Raw genomic sequence first — 16,536 nt, forward strand, 5'->3', positions numbered from 1 at the left:
AGGTGCGGTTGAAAACATTCGGAGCGAAAATGACGACGCGCGAGCAGCGAGCAGCCCTTCGGCAAAGCACCCCTCGGACATTTCTGGATTACGCCCACACTGAACAGGCGAGGTTGCTTCCCGATCGCGGCAAGCTTCTCGACAAGCTGCCGAAAGGTGGGATTGTGGCTGAGTTGGGGGTTGCAGAAGGCGCCTTTAGCGAGGAGATCGTTGCGCGCAATCAGCCGCAGCGGCTCTTTCTCATAGATCCCTGGAATATGGACCGGTACTCAGAAGGTCTCCGAATAATCAACGGCAAATTCGGACAGGAAATTGCCGAGGGCAGCGTTGTCATTCGCCAGGGTACGTCGCTCGATATGCTGTCCCAGTTCGACGACAGCACGTTCGATTGGGTCTATATCGACACCGATCATTCCTTCGCACTCACATGGCAGGAGCTCCTGCTGGCGGACCGCAAAGTAAAGCCGGATGGCAGGATCGCCGGCCATGATTTCTGCACTGGTAACACAGTCAAACCCGTCGTTTATGGGGTTGTCGAGGCGGTCAACAAGTTCTGCCTGGAGTATGGCTGGCGCTTCGAATTTCTGACGCTCGAGCCGGATGCTCACTTTTCCTACTGCCTCAAGCGTATGGGCGGATCGTGATTGCCGTCAGCAGCTTAGATGTCGACGGTTCCGAGCTCCTGCCTGGCTTCCAGATACCACTCCACGAAAGCCTTGGCGCCGATTTCTAAAGGGGTGTTCGGCTGGTAGCCCGTCAGGGCCATGAGAAGGTCCGGGCTTGCAAAGGTTCGGGGCACGTCACCCTTCTGCATGGGAAGCATGACGTGCTCTGCTCCGCGCCCCATTACATTCTCGACCTTCTCGATGAAGTCCATGAGGCTGACTGGTTGCCCGCCGCCGATATTGACGATGCGGAAGGGGGCCTGATGCGAAAGGGTTTCTATTCCTGTGTCAGTGACGCGATTGGTTTCTGACGGAATGACGTCCGACAACCTGACCACGGCTTCGACGAGATCGTCGATATAGGTGAAATCGCGGCTCATTTTGCCTTTGCCGTATATCTCGATTGGCTTGTCCTCGATCATGTTCTTGACGAACTTGAAGAGTGCCATGTCGGGCCGGCCCCACGGGCCGTAGACGGTGAAGAAGCGGAAGGCCGTGGTCGGAATCTTGTATAGATGCGAATAGCTGTGCGCCATCAGCTCCATCGATTTTTTGCTGGCGGCATAGAAGCTCAGTGGCTCGTCGGCGCGGTCGGTCTCGCGGAAGGGGAGGGTCGTATTGGCGCCATAGATCGAGGAGGTCGAGGCAAGCATGAGATGGCGAAGCTCGATACGGCTTGCCAGCTCCAGAATGTTCCAGGAACCCTCGATGTTCGAACGCAGATAGGCTTGCGGATTTTCGATGCTGTAGCGCACACCGGCTTGCGCGGCCAGATGAATGAGAACATCCGGCCTTGTAGCTGAAACGGCGGCCTCCAGCGTTGCCCTGTCTTCCAGCATGGCGACAATGGGGCGGAAGGCAGGATATTGCGTCAGCGCGGCATGACGCATCTCCTTCAGCCTGACATTGTAATAGGGCGTCAGTCCGTCGAAGCCTGTTACCTCATGCCCGTCCTGCAACAGGCGGCGAGCCAGATGGAAGCCAATGAAGCCTGCCGTTCCCGTAATGAAGTAGCGCATTTCTACCTTTTTCTCGGGTCTCCTGCCGGTGGCAAAGTAACCGAATCCGTATTTGATCGCTTCACTTATCGGATAGATGCTCCCGAGATCAACAATCACCTGAATTTTCGGGGCTTCTAAGCGATCCAAGGCGACCCCAGTGGCACTTCAACTACAGGATTCGCAGTAGTCTCGCGAAGGTTCGAATGTCTCCAATTCTACGTCAATGTTCTGCTATATTCGCGATGGACATTAGCGGAGGCGTTCCTCACAGATTGATGCGACTGATGCCTGCAGTGCCTGCACTCGTCCCACTAACCATCCAAGCTCCTCGGGAGTGATCGAATAGTTCGGCGAATAGCGCGCCTCAACGTAGGCGCGGGAGAGAAGCTCGAAACGACGACCGGCCATACGGTTGTCCCGCGGCCAGGCGTCGATCAATCTTTTGTCGAGATCTTCGGCTTTTGAATGCAGCATTTTTTTGCGATGCGATTTGGGGCTGTAGAGGGTTAGCGTCAGCAGAAGGCAATGATATGCTTCCTCAACCGCCTGATGGAGCATGAAGGCACCGTGTCGCCAGATGTTTCGTTCGAGCATCAGTTGGGCTCCGACGAGGGCCTCCTGCGACAGCTGGTACCATTGCTCGAAATTTTTCTGTGCCTCAGCTTTCGCCTCTTCCTTGGTCAGCGGCCTCGGCTGGGCGAGGGGATGGCCATCTTCCTCGTAGAGAACCTTTCCGTCTCTTTTGATATCGACGAAGAAGGGCCGGCCCCGTGAGAGCTGGTCGTTGACATCATGCAAACTGTGGACGATCGGGATGACCGGCGTTTCGATCCGGTGGGCAATCTGCTCGCGGAGGAGCCGCTCATCCAGGCCGAGCCACAGTTCCTGCTCTTGGGCGAAGGCCTCGGAATTGACGACGATCTGGATATCGTAGTCGGAGCGGTAGCCGCTCAAACGGTCCTCCACCCAGTCGCCGCGCGCATAGGATCCGTAGAGAATAACCTTCAGGACGCGGCTGTTGGCCCGCTTGGCCGACAGCTTTGTGGCACGGAACTGTTGGACCTCGGAAAAGATGATTTCAAGCACGGGCAAGCTCGCGCCGCTTGGCTGCCGGCAGATGGTATCGGTCAAGGTAAAAGCCGCGACAAAATCTTCGGTAGGAATCGTATCCATTGTAACGGCTCACCCGATGTTCGCAGGTGTAAATTTTTACGCGATTATTGTCAGCTAAGCAACCACAGATAGACTGTGGGGTGTTGTGATCCTGGTTTTCGCATCTTTTTTTTGAAGCTGAAACTTGTATCAGAAGCGTCGCGAAACGATGCGAGTGGATGCTTCTTCCCGCAGTCAACACCGAAATCCGGATTGCCTGAATGTGCTTCATCGCTTGAGCACCCAAACGGTCTTGCCGTTCTGCGACGCTTCGATGCCGGCTTTGGTCCGGGTCAGTTGAAGGCACTTTTCAGCGTCTCCCGGCCGCGCCTTTATGCAAATCCCGTCCGGTGCGGACCTCCACGTCGGATTTATGCTCACCAGGCTGTCGCTGATTGTTCCACCGCCATCCGGACGAAACACGAGGATGTTTGAGGCTCTTCGTTTGACGACGACCATCTCCCACGGTTTGCCGTCGGCGATGACGCTGGAAAGAGGTTCTTCGGCTCGCGCCGGTGTGCCGGCAAAAATCGTAAGGACGAGTAATGGCATGAAAAATCGGTGAGAAGAGCGGTCTCCTGGCAAGCGAACTTTGCGCATTACGTGTTCCTTTGGGTGAGTACCGTCTAATGGCAGGGCGCGATTGAGGAATAAAATCGAGCGGGAGGAAACGAGGCCATGCCCTTCGACCAGCGGTGATGTTGTCGCGATATTCTTCAACGTGCTCGGCAATGTCATCACGAGAGATATTTTGATTTGTTAAGCGCGTCGGTCGTATATTTCCGAATGACCGTCGCCTCGCGGGTTCATGCGGCATTTCTGCGACAGTGCGGGCGGGCACGATTGCCGCGCACCGGAATGTCCTAGCTGGCGTTCGCCATCGTCATAGCGCAAGCCGTTCCGAAATCAGAATGAGCATCACGATCGGACCGCCGAGAAGCGCACTGAACAGGATCGTCGCGAAAAGCAGGTTTGCGAGCAGGTGAAGCATGGTCTTGCGTGTCATGGCTGCACGCCGACCCGTCTTGCAGGTTCAAACCGCACGGGATCCAGTTTCATCTTGGCCATCCGCACCACGCCTATCCAGATATGGACGATCCTACCGTCACTTCTGAAGATGAGGATGATCAGCCATTGCCTGGTGCCGGGCGTGCCGCCTGCCGCATCGAAAATCACGACGGTAGTTTGAATGGATCCGATAACCACCAGCGCCGCGGTTGGTTGTGCCGTCCGTATTGAAGCCATGCTCTGTTCCAAAGGGTGAGGGCGGTGAGGCATGCCCTGCCGTTTCCAAGTGCGTGGCTTCTATTTGGGCTCCGACAATTGTGGAAGCATGACTGGGTTTGCTTTTCTGCGTTCAATGCTGCTGCGATGCGAAAGGGACAGATGCGGTCGCATGGAGCACACGGGGAGGTCATGAGACGCCGAGCGTTCCCAGCTCTCCATGAGAGGAAACTGCCAGCTGGAGAATCCGGCACTCAGTCGAAGCCGAAATGTTGAATAGCGATCGAAACGAGAACTGCCAAAATAGTCGACAGTAATAGATGCCTGATGTCGCGAAGAGCGGGAGGGGGCGGCTTAAGGCTATCGAACCAGGATATCGCAATAACGAGATACACATTGTGTATGCGTTTGCGGTTCGCTGATCTCGAAGGAAAAATTTCATGGCCAGCAAAAGTGCAACCGATACCCATAAACGCCCTGTCAATTTGAAGGTTCGCGAGGACGTTCGCGTCCTGATCGACCGTGCCGCCAAAGCTCAGGGGAAAACCCGTTCGCATTTTATGATCGACGCCGCGCCGCCGAAGACGCGCGTCTCGACCATTGGTGCAGGTCGATCCTGACAGCTATAAACATCATCTCGACGTCCTCGACCAGCCGCCCGACGGCGAAGGCTTCGAACGGCTGATGAACGCTCCCAAACCCTGGCAGCCGTGATGTTGTCAGCACCGGCGCTTCTCGGCGAAGCGCACGATCTCCAGCTCTTCGACAGCGGACATGACAGCCTCGATGAATGGCTGTGCCGCCGCGCGCGGGCCAATCAGGTCAGCGGCGCATCGCGAACCTATGTCGTTTGCGAGGGCGAGCGCGTGATCGGTTACTATTGCCTCTCATCAGGAGCGCTTGCGGACGCGTCGGGAGCTGTCCTCCGCAATATGCCCGACCCCGTTCCCACGGCAGTGCTCGGCCGTCTGGCTATCGATCGAAACTGGCAGGGAAAAGGCCTCGGAGCCGCACTGTTGCAGGACGCCGTGCTACGCACCGGACAGGCGGCGCATATCATGGGTATTCGCGACCCGCTGGTTCACGCGATCTCTGAGGAAGCTAGGGCCTTTTATGAGCATTATGGATTTACGGCCTCGCCGGCGAACCCCATGACCTTATTGCTATCGTTGAAAGCTCGATAAGGCTTGATGTAATCCGAAATACCAACGGTGATAACCGCCGTGTTCTCAATTAGGAGAGAATCAAGGCCGGTTTATCGACGTTAGAGACTGCCGGTGCCCCTTAGCCGGCAAGCGGAAACGGCTCCGGAGCCACCCCTGGCTGGCCTTCACGTTAAGGTTGGCGCATAAGCCGGGGGCGAGCCTTGTCGGCGCACCCCGTGTCTTGTGCGAACCGAAATTACTTCATGTTCGAGCTGGGTAAAACTCGCTATGACGCCGAGCACGAACCGGCCTTCCGGAGCCGCGAAATTGGCATGTGTTCCTCGGCCGTTCAGCACGCGAACGTGAACCCCGAGCTCCGTCAAAAATTCCACCGTCGAAATCAGATGCACGCTCTTCCGGCTTAAACGATCGATTCGCCAGACGACGAATTGATCTCCGCTCCCGCATTTCGGATGGTAGCTTCCAAGCCGCGCCTTCCTACGATATTGGCTCTTCTCTATTCGGCGCGGCTGCGTCAAGCGGTTTCAAGTCTCCTTTGACCAGCTTTCGACACCATTTGCGAGCCCTTGCTTCTCTCCGGGATGGACACCTGACCCTCCCATCATGGGATCAGAAGAACGGGGCGGTGCAATCTGACGCATGTCCTGAGCGTCACAACGATCGGTGCAAGAGCCAAACGCGCGCACACCTCATCCATCATCCCGCAAAGGACATCCTTCCCGCCGGTCAGCGGAATTTCAAAGCGTAATGTTCACTCGTTTCGACGGGATCATGCGTAGCTCACCACGCTCCTATGGCGGTCGACTGATACGACACCCTGGACGTCTGTCAGACCCATCCGCACGAGCAGCAGGCACACCGCCGGGACCGATAGACGGCTTTGACGACCCGGTATGGGGCTCAGTAGGCGACAGTAAAACGGCGACCGATGAATTGGCGACGGTCAAGCTCGTCGAGGATGGCGATGGCAAAATCCGCTTCCGAGCTGCGGCTTAGGCCAGCCTCGTCGCGAAGCAGCCTGTCCTTGCCGAGCCGGAACGTTCCCGTGCGCTCTCCTGCAGCAATCGAAAGCGGCGGTGACACATAGGTCCAGTCGAGATCATGTTCGCCCCGTTTCAGACTTCGGAGAATCTCGCGGTTACGCAACGTGTGCGCCTTGTGCTCCGCAGGGTAGAAGTCGCTATCAACGACATCGACGCCGGGACTGGCCTCGAGGCTTCCGACCCCGCCCACGATGATCACTCGTCTGACGCCTGACGCCTTCACGCCACTCAACAATGCCTCATGGGCCTTCCATATCAACTCCGCAGCGTCCTCTGCCGAATATTTCCGGAGACCGGGGCTATAGGCACTAGTCACCGCGTCGTGTCCGGAAGCGATTTTGGCAACATCATCTGAGTTGGCAATGTCAGCCTTGATAAGTGTCTGCCGCTCAACGGGTTCGAGATCAGACGTGAGGGTAACGGCGGTGACGCGGTGGCCACGCAAAAGCGCTTCTTTGCGGATATTGCTTCCGATGTTTCCCGATGCACCAAAGACGACGATGGACATATTTTCATTTCCTCGCTTACTGGAACCCACTGGTTTTGAGGGGACGGTTGGCACCCACATTGCGCTGCATGGCCGAGAGGGACGAGCGGACTGCCTCATAGCCATGTGCACGCATCGCGTTTTCATAGTCGTTGACGGCCGGGCTAAGATGCTTTCCGTCCCGCCGTGCCGCCACGAGCTCAGACACGAGGAGACCGGCGTCGTAGAGCGCGGTGTTGCCACCGAGTGCGCGGAAGTAGGTCATGGCATGGATTGTATCGCCAAGCAGCGTAACCGGTCCCGTTTCCCAAACCGCCCCAGGCGTGGAGCTTTTGACCTTGAGCAAGGCAACAGTCGATGGGTCGGTATGCCGGATAAGATCGAGTATTCTCCCGTCCCAATGTTCGATCCGCTCCAGCAACAGGCGGAGCAAAGCGCTTCCGTCGAGTGTCCCAAGCAGTCCGTCAGGGCCAAGTTCATCGGTATCGTAGGCGGTATTCCACCAAGCGTAACTTGTCGTATTGTTGAAATGAAATCCGGAAATGGACCTGTGCGAAGGGTCTTCCGCGCCGATCAGCCCATGCTTGGAATAGGGGTCTCTGGACACGCGATGGCTCGTGGTCATCAGGCTCCGGCCAGCGCTCGGGCGGATGTTTGCGTTGAACTCCGTCAGCAGGGGAGAGATGCCATGACGAGCGGCGTTCTCCAGGGTGATCTTACCCGCAAGTCTCCTGACTCCGGTATCGATGCTTTTCAGGTCGGGGAGCAACTGCCGCCTTACGGCCGACCCCGCACCATCGGCACCGACGAGCAGGTTGGTCTGCACGGCCGAGCCGTCATCGAAATATGCAATGACCGCGCCGTCAGGAACATTCTCATAGCGCTCGAAGCATTTTCCCGTGTGGAATCGTCCTTCGAGCCCGGAAAGCAGGATCTGTCTTAGAGTGATCCGGCTGACGGATTTTTCGATGTGGGTGTCTTCGGGCTCGCCGCTTCCTGATCCAGGATTCTCAATCCTCTCGAAATGCTCGTCGAGCACCAGGTTTTCGGTCGGAGCAAGGCCGAGCGTATCGAGGAAAGCCTGAAAGAGATGTGCCGGAAGATTGGCCTTGAGCGCGTCTATTCCGCGTTGGCGTATCCTCATGCGAAAGCCTTGGACATAGTCCGTCCGCGCCTGATCTCGCTCGAAAACGGCGACTTCTATCCCGTTCTTTTTGAGGCCTTGTGCGACTGCGAGGCCACCCGGTCCCCCGCCTATGACGGCGATATCGACGAATGGAATAGGCATGATTTTCATCCGGCTTTCGCCGTCTCAACCGCTAGTGTCTCGGCGATAAAGGCCTCGACGGTGCGCGGCTTTCTGCCGAGCAGATCGGAAACGGTGTTTGTCGTCGTCGCGGCCCGGCCGGCGGCGATCAACGTTACAAACTGAGCCACGGCGCGATGTTCGAAATCCGCGTCTTCGCCGGCTGGAAGAGCTGGCTTCTCCACCACTCCGACAGGCCGGCCAAGCAATCGAGACAGGAGCGCGGCGATCTCCCGAGGCGTTATGACCGCGGAACCCGTCAAGATGAGAACATCACCCGCCACCCTGTCCGCAAGCAATTGGTGGACGGAGACATCGGCGATATCGCGCGCGTCGATGTATCCGACACCTGCTGACGGATTTAGCGCCGCGATCTGGTGACCGTCGAGCCCTTGCCGTATCGTATTGTGAAGCGACACCTGCATCCAGGCGTTGGGACGCAACGAGACATTTTCGATGGGGAGTTCCCTAAGACGCTGCTCGACCGCGGAGTGGGCGTCGCCGGCAATCGAGTTTCCGGGTGGTTTTATGGTCCAGTCCGATCCGGAAATCTTCACGATACGCGCACATCCGGCAAAGGCTGCTGCTTCGGCAACGGCGATCTGATGACCCACGAGCCTGTCACCGATCGGCGAAAGCAAAAGCAGGCGGCCGATGCCGCGCGTCGCTCTGGCAAGTGAGGCGGCATCGTCAAAATCCCCGGCTACGACGTCAACAGTATCCCCAAAGAGATCTTTCGCGGCATCCGGTCGGCGCGTCAGGATACGGACAGGCCGCTGCAGTTGAACGAGGCGTGTGACGATAAGTCGACCGAGTTTGCCCGTCGCGCCTGTCACGAGAATAGGCTTCTCCGTCATGCCGCGGTCCGCCTGTTTGCTGCTTTGAGGGCACCCCGATCGATCCATGCGAAGACATCAAAATCGCCTGGGATGAAGCCCCATTCCAGCAGAAAATGCTTGAAGTGGTCAAACGCGGTGATCTGCTCCTCGTCGAGGGAAAGACCGAGATGCTTGTGCACATCAGGACCGTTGGCTGCCCAGATCGCGTCCTCTCCAACCCCGATTTCGTTCGCGATAAAGCGAACCGCATCGCCTGGATTGGCGATCGCCCAATCAGCAACCCGATCGACAGCCGCAACAAGGCTTACGACGACATCGAAATATCCGTCGAGAAAACGCGCATCGACCGTGAGCGGTCTCGGCGTGCCGTTGTTGATGCGAATTTTAGGGTCCGGGTGAAAGCCGAACTCCGAGACGACGACCGCTCCGATTTGGTTGGCAAGGACGATACCCTCAGCGCCCTTGACGAAGAACGCATCGATCTTTCCCACCGCGAGCGCCAGTAACTCGTCCCCATAAGGATACCGGCGCTTCAGCCCGAGGAAGGCTGCATTCCCTCGCTCAATCAAACTGGCCTCGCCGTTGTCGAGGTAGACCAACTCAACGTCGCCGTGGCTTAGCCCCTCGAGCGACAGCGCTGAGACAATTCCTTTGAGCGCTGTTGCCCGTTGGAAGTCTACGATCGCTTCATCGGGTTTGCGGGGAACACCCAGGCGGCGTCCCTTGAGGTCTGCGCCTGTCCTAATACCGGAGGATGGAAGCGCGATGATCGCTTGAAACTCGTCGGTCGTCGTGATGCCAACGACGCGGGTCTGACGGCCACCCGATCGAGCCCAGATCGGAGGGATGTTGCCACCTTGCCTGAACGAATAATCGAGCGCGTGCGTGAAGTGGCTTTGCCGCACGGCGGGGTCCTTGCTATCGCGTATGGAGCGAACCGAGATCCCCAATGTCTTGAATTGCTCATCGACCCACCCGAGCTGATGGGCAATCGACAATGGCGTCGGTGCCGGACACCGGGTGTACCAAACGGAGTCGAGGGGGACGGACATTCAAAAGCTCCGGGGTTTGGCTAACGGGAGAGTGGCGGGATTGTTTGCCGGTGCACATAGGGACCGGTTGGCTGGCTCCGCTGGTGCCGACGCATGGCGCTCGAGCACGGCTTAGAGGAGCGCCCTCCAAATGCGATCGGTTGCGGCGTGCGTGCCTTGCCCGAATGTGTCTCGGTAGTGACGCCCAGGTGGATATCGCGATTGATGCCCATTTTCAGGGGGAGTGTCACAACAGAAAAGGCTTGCTCGATCCTCGCAGGCGCGACGGACGCTACAGGTCGATCAAGAGGGCGTCGGGTGTCGAAGTCCTCGGCAAAGCAACGCAAGGGGCGGCGATTTGTCGTGGACAAAATCTCAATCCGTCCAAGCCAGCCCTGACAATAGGTGGCCTCGCAGTGTGGTGCGTCGGGACTGACGAGCTCGCTGAGCTCGACGGGGCGAGCTTTTATCCAACCGTTTCCAACCAGCCTGTTCTCGGCCATGCGTGACTTAATCCTTCAATGCAGAAATTGTTTTTCCCGTAACCTCCAGCCAAGAGTGCGCTGTACCGCGAACTGCGATGGGTTCGGAAGTTTCTTCTGGAAAAATGCGGCAAATTGGAAATAGCCAGAATATCATTCCGAAAACCATCAGTTTGCAGGTTTTAGTTACTAATCAGATTTGACAAAACACATAGATTTAGTCAACTATTAAAATGCCAAGTTCACGGGGCGCTAACCGAGGGCGACTGGGCGAAGAGGCTGGAAAACCTATCCAAAGGAAACATCGGGAAAGCAACCGATGTGGCCGCTGGAAAGGGAAGGCCCCGGGGCGAATCCGGCGCCAGGGCGGTTGACGCAGTCCCATCGGCAAAGAATTCGCCGACAGAGGAAAATTCATGACCAATCAAACTATCCGCATACCTGCACCAACACGGCGCGCCTTTCTGCTGTCAAGCGTTGCTCTCGTCGCAGCTTTCGCGATCCCGCACGAAACACGCGCCGCCGATGATATTCCACATGGTGGCAGTGTCTCGATCAACATTGGCACGGAGCCGCCGGTTCTTGTCCTGATCGCCCATAGCGCAGGTGCCGCCTACTACACTAGCGGCAAGGTGACCGAAGGGCTTCTGACTTACGATAGGGACCTCAACCCGCAGCCCCTTCTGGCGACTGAATGGAAAGTGAGTGACGACGGTCTGCGCTACTGGTTTAAGTTGCGCGAAGGTGTGCGCTGGCACGATGGCAAGGAATTCACCGCTGACGATGTCGCGTTCTCCGTCGTGGCACTCAAGGAAAATCATCCCCGCGGCCGAGCGACCTTCGCCTCCGTTCAGCACGTGAACGCCCTCAATCCGCATGAGGTCGAAATCATTCTATCGAAACCTGCTCCTTACCTTCTCACGGCTTTTGCAAGCTTTGAGTCTCCCATCGTGCCGAAGCATCTCTATGAAGGCACGAAGGTCGCCGAGAATCCCCACAACTTCGCACCTGTCGGTACCGGCCCTTATAGGTTTGTCGAATGGGTTCGTGGGAGCCACGTGATCTTCCAGAGAAACGAAGACTACTGGGCATCGCAAAAGCCATATCTCGACCAGATCATCTTCCGTTTCATCATCGATCCGGCAGCCGCAGTCGTCGCCGTCGAGACAGGGCAGGTGCAGGTCTCCGTAGCCAACCTTCCGCTGACCGATATCGATCGGCTGAAGGCCAACCCGGACCTGGTGGTGGATACCGCGCCAGCGCCCTATTCACCCAGCATCGCGCGGGCGGAATTCAATCTGGAGAACAAATATCTGGCCGACATCAAGGTCCGACACGCCATAGCCCACGCGATCGACAAGGATTTCATCGTCAACACCATCTATCTGGGCTATGCAACGCGACTGGACGGACCTGTCAGCCCGGATCTGGCAAAATTCTATACGCCTGATCTTCCGAAATATGTGTTCGACCCGGCGAAAGCCGAGCAGCTTCTGGACGAGGCAGGATACAAGCGAGGCGCGGATGGCATCCGCTTCAAGCTGTTTGTCGACCCCACTCAGCCATCTGGTCCTCCCAAGCAGACGGCTGAATATTTCGTCCAGGCGCTCGCCAAGGTCGGGATCAAGGTCGAGCTGCGCAGCCAGGATTTCGCCACCTTCGTCAAACGGATCTTCACGGATCGTGACTTCGACATTGCTATCGAGGGCATGAGCAATCTTTACGATCCGACGGTCGGCATTCAGCGCCTCTACTGGTCGAAGAACTTCAAACCGGGCGTGCCGTTCACCAACGGTTCGAAATACTCCAATCCGGAGGTGGACCGCTTGTTGGAGACCGCAGCCGTCGAGGTCGATCCGAAAAAGCGATTGGAGCTCTTCAATCAGTTCCAGAAGCTTGTCGTCGAAGACCTACCAACACTCGACATCGTCACGCCGTCCGCAATCACGGTTTTCGACAAGCGGGTGAAGAACCTCAAGGGCGGCGCAGAAGATCTTTGGAGCAATGGCGCGGATATCTATCTGTCAGCCTGATCCTCAATGTGTCGCGGCCGCTCGAAAGGTGGCCGCACCGCTTCTTCTGTGCACCTTAAGCTGACCATGTTTCGTCTAATAAAGTGCCAGGCTTGTAGGATATGCCTAGGCTGACTGTGGGTTTTTGAGGATGCCTTCGATCTCCAGGCGGAAGCAATTCAGTCGCGGCCGGTTCGCTTCAGGCTTTTCCTTGAAGGACCGGGTTTTCGCGTGGATTTATCTTCGTAACTTCGACCGTGCCTATGCCAGCTTCAATGCTGTCTAAGATCGCCGTTCCGAACGGCGAGCGGCTGCCGGCCTGCACCACGGTCGGGGTTGCGGCCCTTGGACGGGGAGTGCTCATGGAAGTGGATTTCGTAATAGCGCAGTCGTCGTAGGCTGAAATTGGTCGGACATCGCTTTTTTTGAAAGCAGGAAGGGTCGCACTTCACCCTCCGGGCCTACGTCGAAGGAAACGCTTTTCAAGCAGGCCAGCTTCTTTAGAGTCCTGTGCCTATTGTCTATAAAATTAGTAGATTACTCTTTCGCTAACGCGCAATTGAGTGTGAAGGAGATTGGCAGTGAGCGCCTCGAGACATTGCGCACAGCTTTCTCGGATCCGTGACCACCTGGAGAAACAGCTTCTCCTGCAGGAAGCCCGACATTGCTTTGACGAATACGATTCCGACGGAGGCACGGAGAGGGACCTGCGCGCCCGCATCTTGGAAATTGGCAAAGAGATCCAGAGCGTCTGCGGTCGCTATGAATACGCTGAGACCGGCTCCCGATTTTCCGAGCGTAAACCAGGCTGGATCCCACGGGCGATTTCGTCTTTCGTCATGCTCAAGGCTTGGTCCACTCGCCGGGATCATGAAAGGAAAAACCGGGTCGAAACCCGCGCGCATTTTCCAGTTCGCGACCGCGAGGACCATCTGGATTCGGCTCAATCTTGCGACCGGCGCTATTGGGGCGCGAATCCTGGCCCGTGGTATTAGCCCCATGGGATCTGACGCCCCCCACGACCTTCCTTCAATGGCGTCTTCCGTTGGTGCGCCGGTTGACCGAAGCGCGCCGATGTCCGGTCCGTCGCACCCACTGGCAGCCTAGTCGGTAGCTTCCCAGGCGCTCCCAATCATGCATGGCGTACCCGAGGTCGGATCTTTCAATATGTCCAACCTCCTATTCGGAGAAACATTTATGAACCAGTCGATCGGCAACCTATCACATCCAAAAACCATTGAGCGGATCGAGGCCTATGCCGCCGAACTGACCGAGATTCGTCACGATCTTCATGCCTATCCTGAAATCGGGTTCGAAGAGGTGCGTACAGCGGCGATCGTTGCAGAAAAGCTGGCGTCCTGGGGAATCGAGGTTCATCGCAATATCGGGAAGACGGGCGTTGTCGGGCGCCTGGTCGGACGTCATCCGGGCAATCGAACCATCGGCCTACGCGCAGATATGGATGCATTGCCTATGCCGGAGGAAACAGGTCTCCCATTTTCCTCAAAGTACCCTGGTAGGTTCCACGGTTGCGGTCACGACGCTCACACGACCATCCTGCTAGGCGCTGCGCGCTACTTGGCCGAGACACGCGACTTCGCAGGTACCGTCATTCTGATTTTTCAGCCTGCCGAGGAGGGGTTGGGCGGTGCTCGGGCGATGATCGCTGACGATCTTTTCACGCGATTTCCGGTCGATGAAATCTACGGACTGCATAACGCGACCCACTTGGCTCCCAATCACCTGCATGTCACCAAAGGCACGATCCTGGCGGGAGCCGATTTCTTTGATGTGACGTTTCGAGGAAAGGGCGCCCATGGCGCTCATCCAGAGCTTGGACGCGATCCTGTCCCGGCGATCACGGAGTTGGTGCAAGCACTGCAGACGATCGTAAGCCGGAACATAGCGCCGACCGAACCAGCGGTGCTTTCGGTCACAAAGCTGGACGCGGGCTCTGCGTACAACGTCATTCCGGAAACGGCGAGTGCCGGCGGCACCATTCGGGCGTTTTCAGACGAAACGCGAGAGCTCGTCCGCGATCGCCTTAAAACGCTCTCGCATAATATTGCCCTGGCACACGGTCTTACCGCCGAGATCGATATCAGAGACATCTTTTCTGTGCTGACAAACACGGGCGATCAAGTTGAGTTCGTCGCCGAGGTCGCGCGCGAGGTGCTCGGCGAAGCAAACGTGTCCACCGTTCCCAAACAGGCAATGGGGAGCGAGGACTTCGCAGACTTTCTCCTGCATGTCCCAGGTGCGTTCTTCACTCTTGGCCATTCCGGTACCGTGCCTGCTCACAATCCGGGGTTCATTGTCGACGACGCTATCTTGCCCGTCGGCGCAACCCTGTTTGCGCGGTTGGTGGAGCGCCGTCTGGCCGCCGCCTAGCCCTTAGATATACTTGAAAGGATACAAAGATGCTCATTTCCAGACGAAATGTTTTGCTGCTGGGAGCTGCTGTGGGTTCGGGCCTGCTGCCGATCCTCGGCCCTAGAATCGCAAACGGTCAGAGTGGCCCGAAGAGCGGCGGTGTGTTGACGACCATCGCGGTCGGAGAGCCGACGACCCTCGTGCCGCTGCTGGATTCGAACACGCGCACACGAACGATTTCGACCAAGATCCTGGAAGGGTTGGTCCGATTCGACGAGCGTTTCAACCCGCAGCCGGTCCTCGCGACGGAATGGACCATCGCACCAGATGGATTGCGTTACGAGTTCAAGCTTAGGGAAGGAGTCAAGTGGCATGACGGCAAGCCGTTTACGTCCTCCGATGTCCGTTTTTCCATTCTGACATTCAAGCGGGTTGGGCCTCGCGGTCGTATCACGTTTGCCAATGTGATCGACGTCGAGACACCCGACGAGCACACCGCCGTCATTGTCCTTGCCAAGGCTACGCCATTCCTGCTTAGGGCATTGACCGGCGGGGAGACACCAATCGTCGCCGCACACACTTACCCGACCGACGATCTCGCGAGCAGCAAGAACGGAAACGCTCCGGTAGGGACGGGACCATTTGTGTTTGAGGAGTGGAAGCGTGGCAGCCACGTCAAGCTTGCTCGCAATCCGGACTATTGGCAAAAGGGACTGCCATACCTTGATGGCGTGGTGGCCCGTTTTATCGGCGACGCGGCGGCAGCCTCCATCGCAATTGAGACCGGAGAGGCGCATTACTCGACCGACATTTCTCTGAATGATATTGAACGCCTCAAACAGACACCGAACGTCGCCGTCGATGTCTTCACCGATCAATATCTCAATAATGCGCAGATCTTCGAGTTCAATATCGAGAAAGAGGTCCTGGCGAAAAAGGAAGTCCGGCACGCTCTTGCGCACGCCATCAATCGCGATGTGATTGTCGAAACGGTCTTTTTGGGCACCGCGAAGGCGGCCGCCTCGACCATTCCGTCTGTCTTCACCGCATACAATGATGAGGCTCCATTCAACTATCCTTTCAATCTCGGGAAAGCGGAGGAATTGTTGGACGCTGCCGGCTATCACAAGAAGGAGGACGGCGTGCGTTTTAACCTCCGTCTTGCCTTTTTACCCGGTGAAACCTTCAAGAAGACCTCCGAGTATCTCCGATCGGCGTTTGGCAAACTGGGGGTCAAGGTCGAGATACTTGACGGAGACCTGGCGACCTACATTAAGCGCGTCTACACCGAACGTGATTTCGATATAAATCTGAACGGGATCAGCCGTTTGTTCGATCCCACGACTGGGGTCCAACGCCTCTACTGGTCAGACGGGATCAAGAACGTTGCGCCATACGTCAACGCAGCTCACTACAACAATCCGGAGGTTGACGGTCTTTTCCGGGCTGCAGCCGTTGAGCAAGACGATACGAAACGCGCCACCTACTTCAGGAAAATTCAGAAGATTGTCGGTGAGGATCTTCCCAACGTCGCCCTCGTTGCTCTGCCCACGGTGATAGCAAGCTCAGCGAAGGCGAAGTCGTTGGTCACGACGATCGACGTGACCTCGAGCGATTTTGCAAAGGCGTGGTTGGATCTCTAATGGAGCTCGGGGTCGAAGATGCCTCCGACATGTGCGATTGAAACCTCCTTTGGCCGCTGGATCCGAAGTTGACCAGCCATGCAAGATCGCAATTAATCTATAATTCTTATAG

General features: G+C 57.0%; 15 protein-coding genes and 2 pseudogenes. 7 read left to right on the forward strand and 10 right to left on the reverse strand.

Features of this window, described 5'->3' with window-relative positions:
- The first annotated feature begins 29 nt into the window (after positions 1-29).
- Positions 30-644: a class I SAM-dependent methyltransferase gene (locus tag AC1DNW_RS26185; protein WP_477854810.1), complete on the forward strand. Its 615-nt coding sequence runs from the start codon at positions 30-32 to the stop codon at positions 642-644.
- Positions 645-658: 14 nt separating this feature from the next.
- Here the strand turns inward: AC1DNW_RS26185 and AC1DNW_RS26190 are convergent, their stop codons facing one another.
- The 5 genes and pseudogenes from AC1DNW_RS26190 to AC1DNW_RS26210 form a co-directional block, all read right to left on the reverse strand.
- On the reverse strand, positions 659-1,684 hold the full coding sequence (locus tag AC1DNW_RS26190) for an NAD-dependent epimerase/dehydratase family protein (protein WP_477854811.1): 1,026 nt from the start codon (positions 1,682-1,684) through the stop codon (positions 659-661).
- Positions 1,685-1,915: 231 nt separating this feature from the next.
- Positions 1,916-2,839, reverse strand: a pseudogene (locus tag AC1DNW_RS26195) (HEPN domain-containing protein).
- A gap of 207 nt (positions 2,840-3,046) precedes the next feature.
- Positions 3,047-3,559, reverse strand: a complete 513-nt coding sequence (locus AC1DNW_RS26200; protein ID WP_477854812.1) for a hypothetical protein — start codon at positions 3,557-3,559, stop codon at positions 3,047-3,049.
- Positions 3,560-3,701: 142 nt separating this feature from the next.
- Positions 3,702-3,824, reverse strand: a complete 123-nt coding sequence (locus AC1DNW_RS26205) for a hypothetical protein (protein ID WP_477854813.1) — start codon at positions 3,822-3,824, stop codon at positions 3,702-3,704.
- Positions 3,821-4,063 carry a hypothetical protein gene (locus tag AC1DNW_RS26210; protein ID WP_477854814.1) on the reverse strand — a complete coding sequence of 81 codons (243 nt, stop codon included), beginning with the start codon at positions 4,061-4,063 and terminating at the stop codon, positions 3,821-3,823. The genes AC1DNW_RS26205 and AC1DNW_RS26210 overlap by 4 nt, the downstream gene beginning before the upstream one ends.
- Before the next feature lie 419 nt (positions 4,064-4,482).
- On the opposite strand from AC1DNW_RS26210, the pseudogene AC1DNW_RS26215 reads away from it, so the two are divergent.
- Positions 4,483-4,756 (forward strand): annotated as a pseudogene (locus AC1DNW_RS26215) (type II toxin-antitoxin system TacA family antitoxin).
- On the forward strand, positions 4,756-5,226 hold the full coding sequence (locus AC1DNW_RS26220) for a GNAT family N-acetyltransferase (RefSeq protein ID WP_477854815.1): 471 nt from the start codon (positions 4,756-4,758) through the stop codon (positions 5,224-5,226). Before AC1DNW_RS26215 ends, AC1DNW_RS26220 begins: the two are co-directional and overlap by 1 nt.
- Positions 5,227-5,372: 146 nt before the next feature.
- Here AC1DNW_RS26220 and AC1DNW_RS26225 read toward each other — a convergent pair whose 3' ends face one another.
- The 5 genes from AC1DNW_RS26225 to AC1DNW_RS26245 all read right to left on the reverse strand — a co-directional run bounded on the left by AC1DNW_RS26225 (position 5,373) and on the right by AC1DNW_RS26245 (position 9,935).
- Positions 5,373-5,726, reverse strand: a complete 354-nt coding sequence (locus AC1DNW_RS26225) for a recombinase family protein (protein ID WP_477854816.1) — start codon at positions 5,724-5,726, stop codon at positions 5,373-5,375.
- Positions 5,727-6,108: 382 nt separating this feature from the next.
- A complete protein-coding gene (locus AC1DNW_RS26230; RefSeq protein ID WP_477854817.1) occupies positions 6,109-6,759 on the reverse strand; it encodes an NAD(P)-dependent oxidoreductase in 651 nt (216 codons plus the stop codon).
- Between the two features lie 16 nt (positions 6,760-6,775).
- Complete coding sequence (locus AC1DNW_RS26235; RefSeq protein WP_477854818.1) at positions 6,776-8,026, reverse strand: FAD-dependent oxidoreductase; 1,251 nt, start codon at positions 8,024-8,026, stop codon at positions 6,776-6,778.
- Between the two features lie 5 nt (positions 8,027-8,031).
- A complete protein-coding gene (locus AC1DNW_RS26240) occupies positions 8,032-8,901 on the reverse strand; it encodes an NmrA family NAD(P)-binding protein (RefSeq protein ID WP_477854819.1) in 870 nt (289 codons plus the stop codon).
- Entirely contained in the window at positions 8,898-9,935 is a 1,038-nt protein-coding gene (locus tag AC1DNW_RS26245) for an ABC transporter substrate-binding protein (RefSeq protein WP_477854820.1), read from the reverse strand. The genes AC1DNW_RS26240 and AC1DNW_RS26245 overlap by 4 nt, the downstream gene beginning before the upstream one ends.
- An 877-nt stretch (positions 9,936-10,812) precedes the next feature.
- Here AC1DNW_RS26245 and AC1DNW_RS26250 point away from each other — a divergent pair.
- The 4 genes from AC1DNW_RS26250 to AC1DNW_RS26265 all read left to right on the forward strand — a co-directional run bounded on the left by AC1DNW_RS26250 (position 10,813) and on the right by AC1DNW_RS26265 (position 16,424).
- The gene (locus AC1DNW_RS26250; RefSeq protein ID WP_477854821.1) at positions 10,813-12,429 is read left to right on the forward strand and encodes an ABC transporter substrate-binding protein; all 1,617 of its coding nucleotides are present in this window, start codon (positions 10,813-10,815) and stop codon (positions 12,427-12,429) included.
- Positions 12,430-12,989: 560 nt separating this feature from the next.
- A complete protein-coding gene (locus tag AC1DNW_RS26255) occupies positions 12,990-13,403 on the forward strand; it encodes a hypothetical protein (RefSeq protein ID WP_477854822.1) in 414 nt (137 codons plus the stop codon).
- Positions 13,404-13,605: 202 nt separating this feature from the next.
- A complete protein-coding gene (locus AC1DNW_RS26260) occupies positions 13,606-14,799 on the forward strand; it encodes a M20 aminoacylase family protein (RefSeq protein WP_477854823.1) in 1,194 nt (397 codons plus the stop codon).
- 29 nt (positions 14,800-14,828) lie between these two features.
- A complete protein-coding gene (locus AC1DNW_RS26265; protein WP_477854824.1) occupies positions 14,829-16,424 on the forward strand; it encodes an ABC transporter substrate-binding protein in 1,596 nt (531 codons plus the stop codon).
- Positions 16,425-16,536: the final 112 nt, after the last annotated feature.

Source organism: Rhizobium sp. 05L429 (assembly GCF_056397645.1).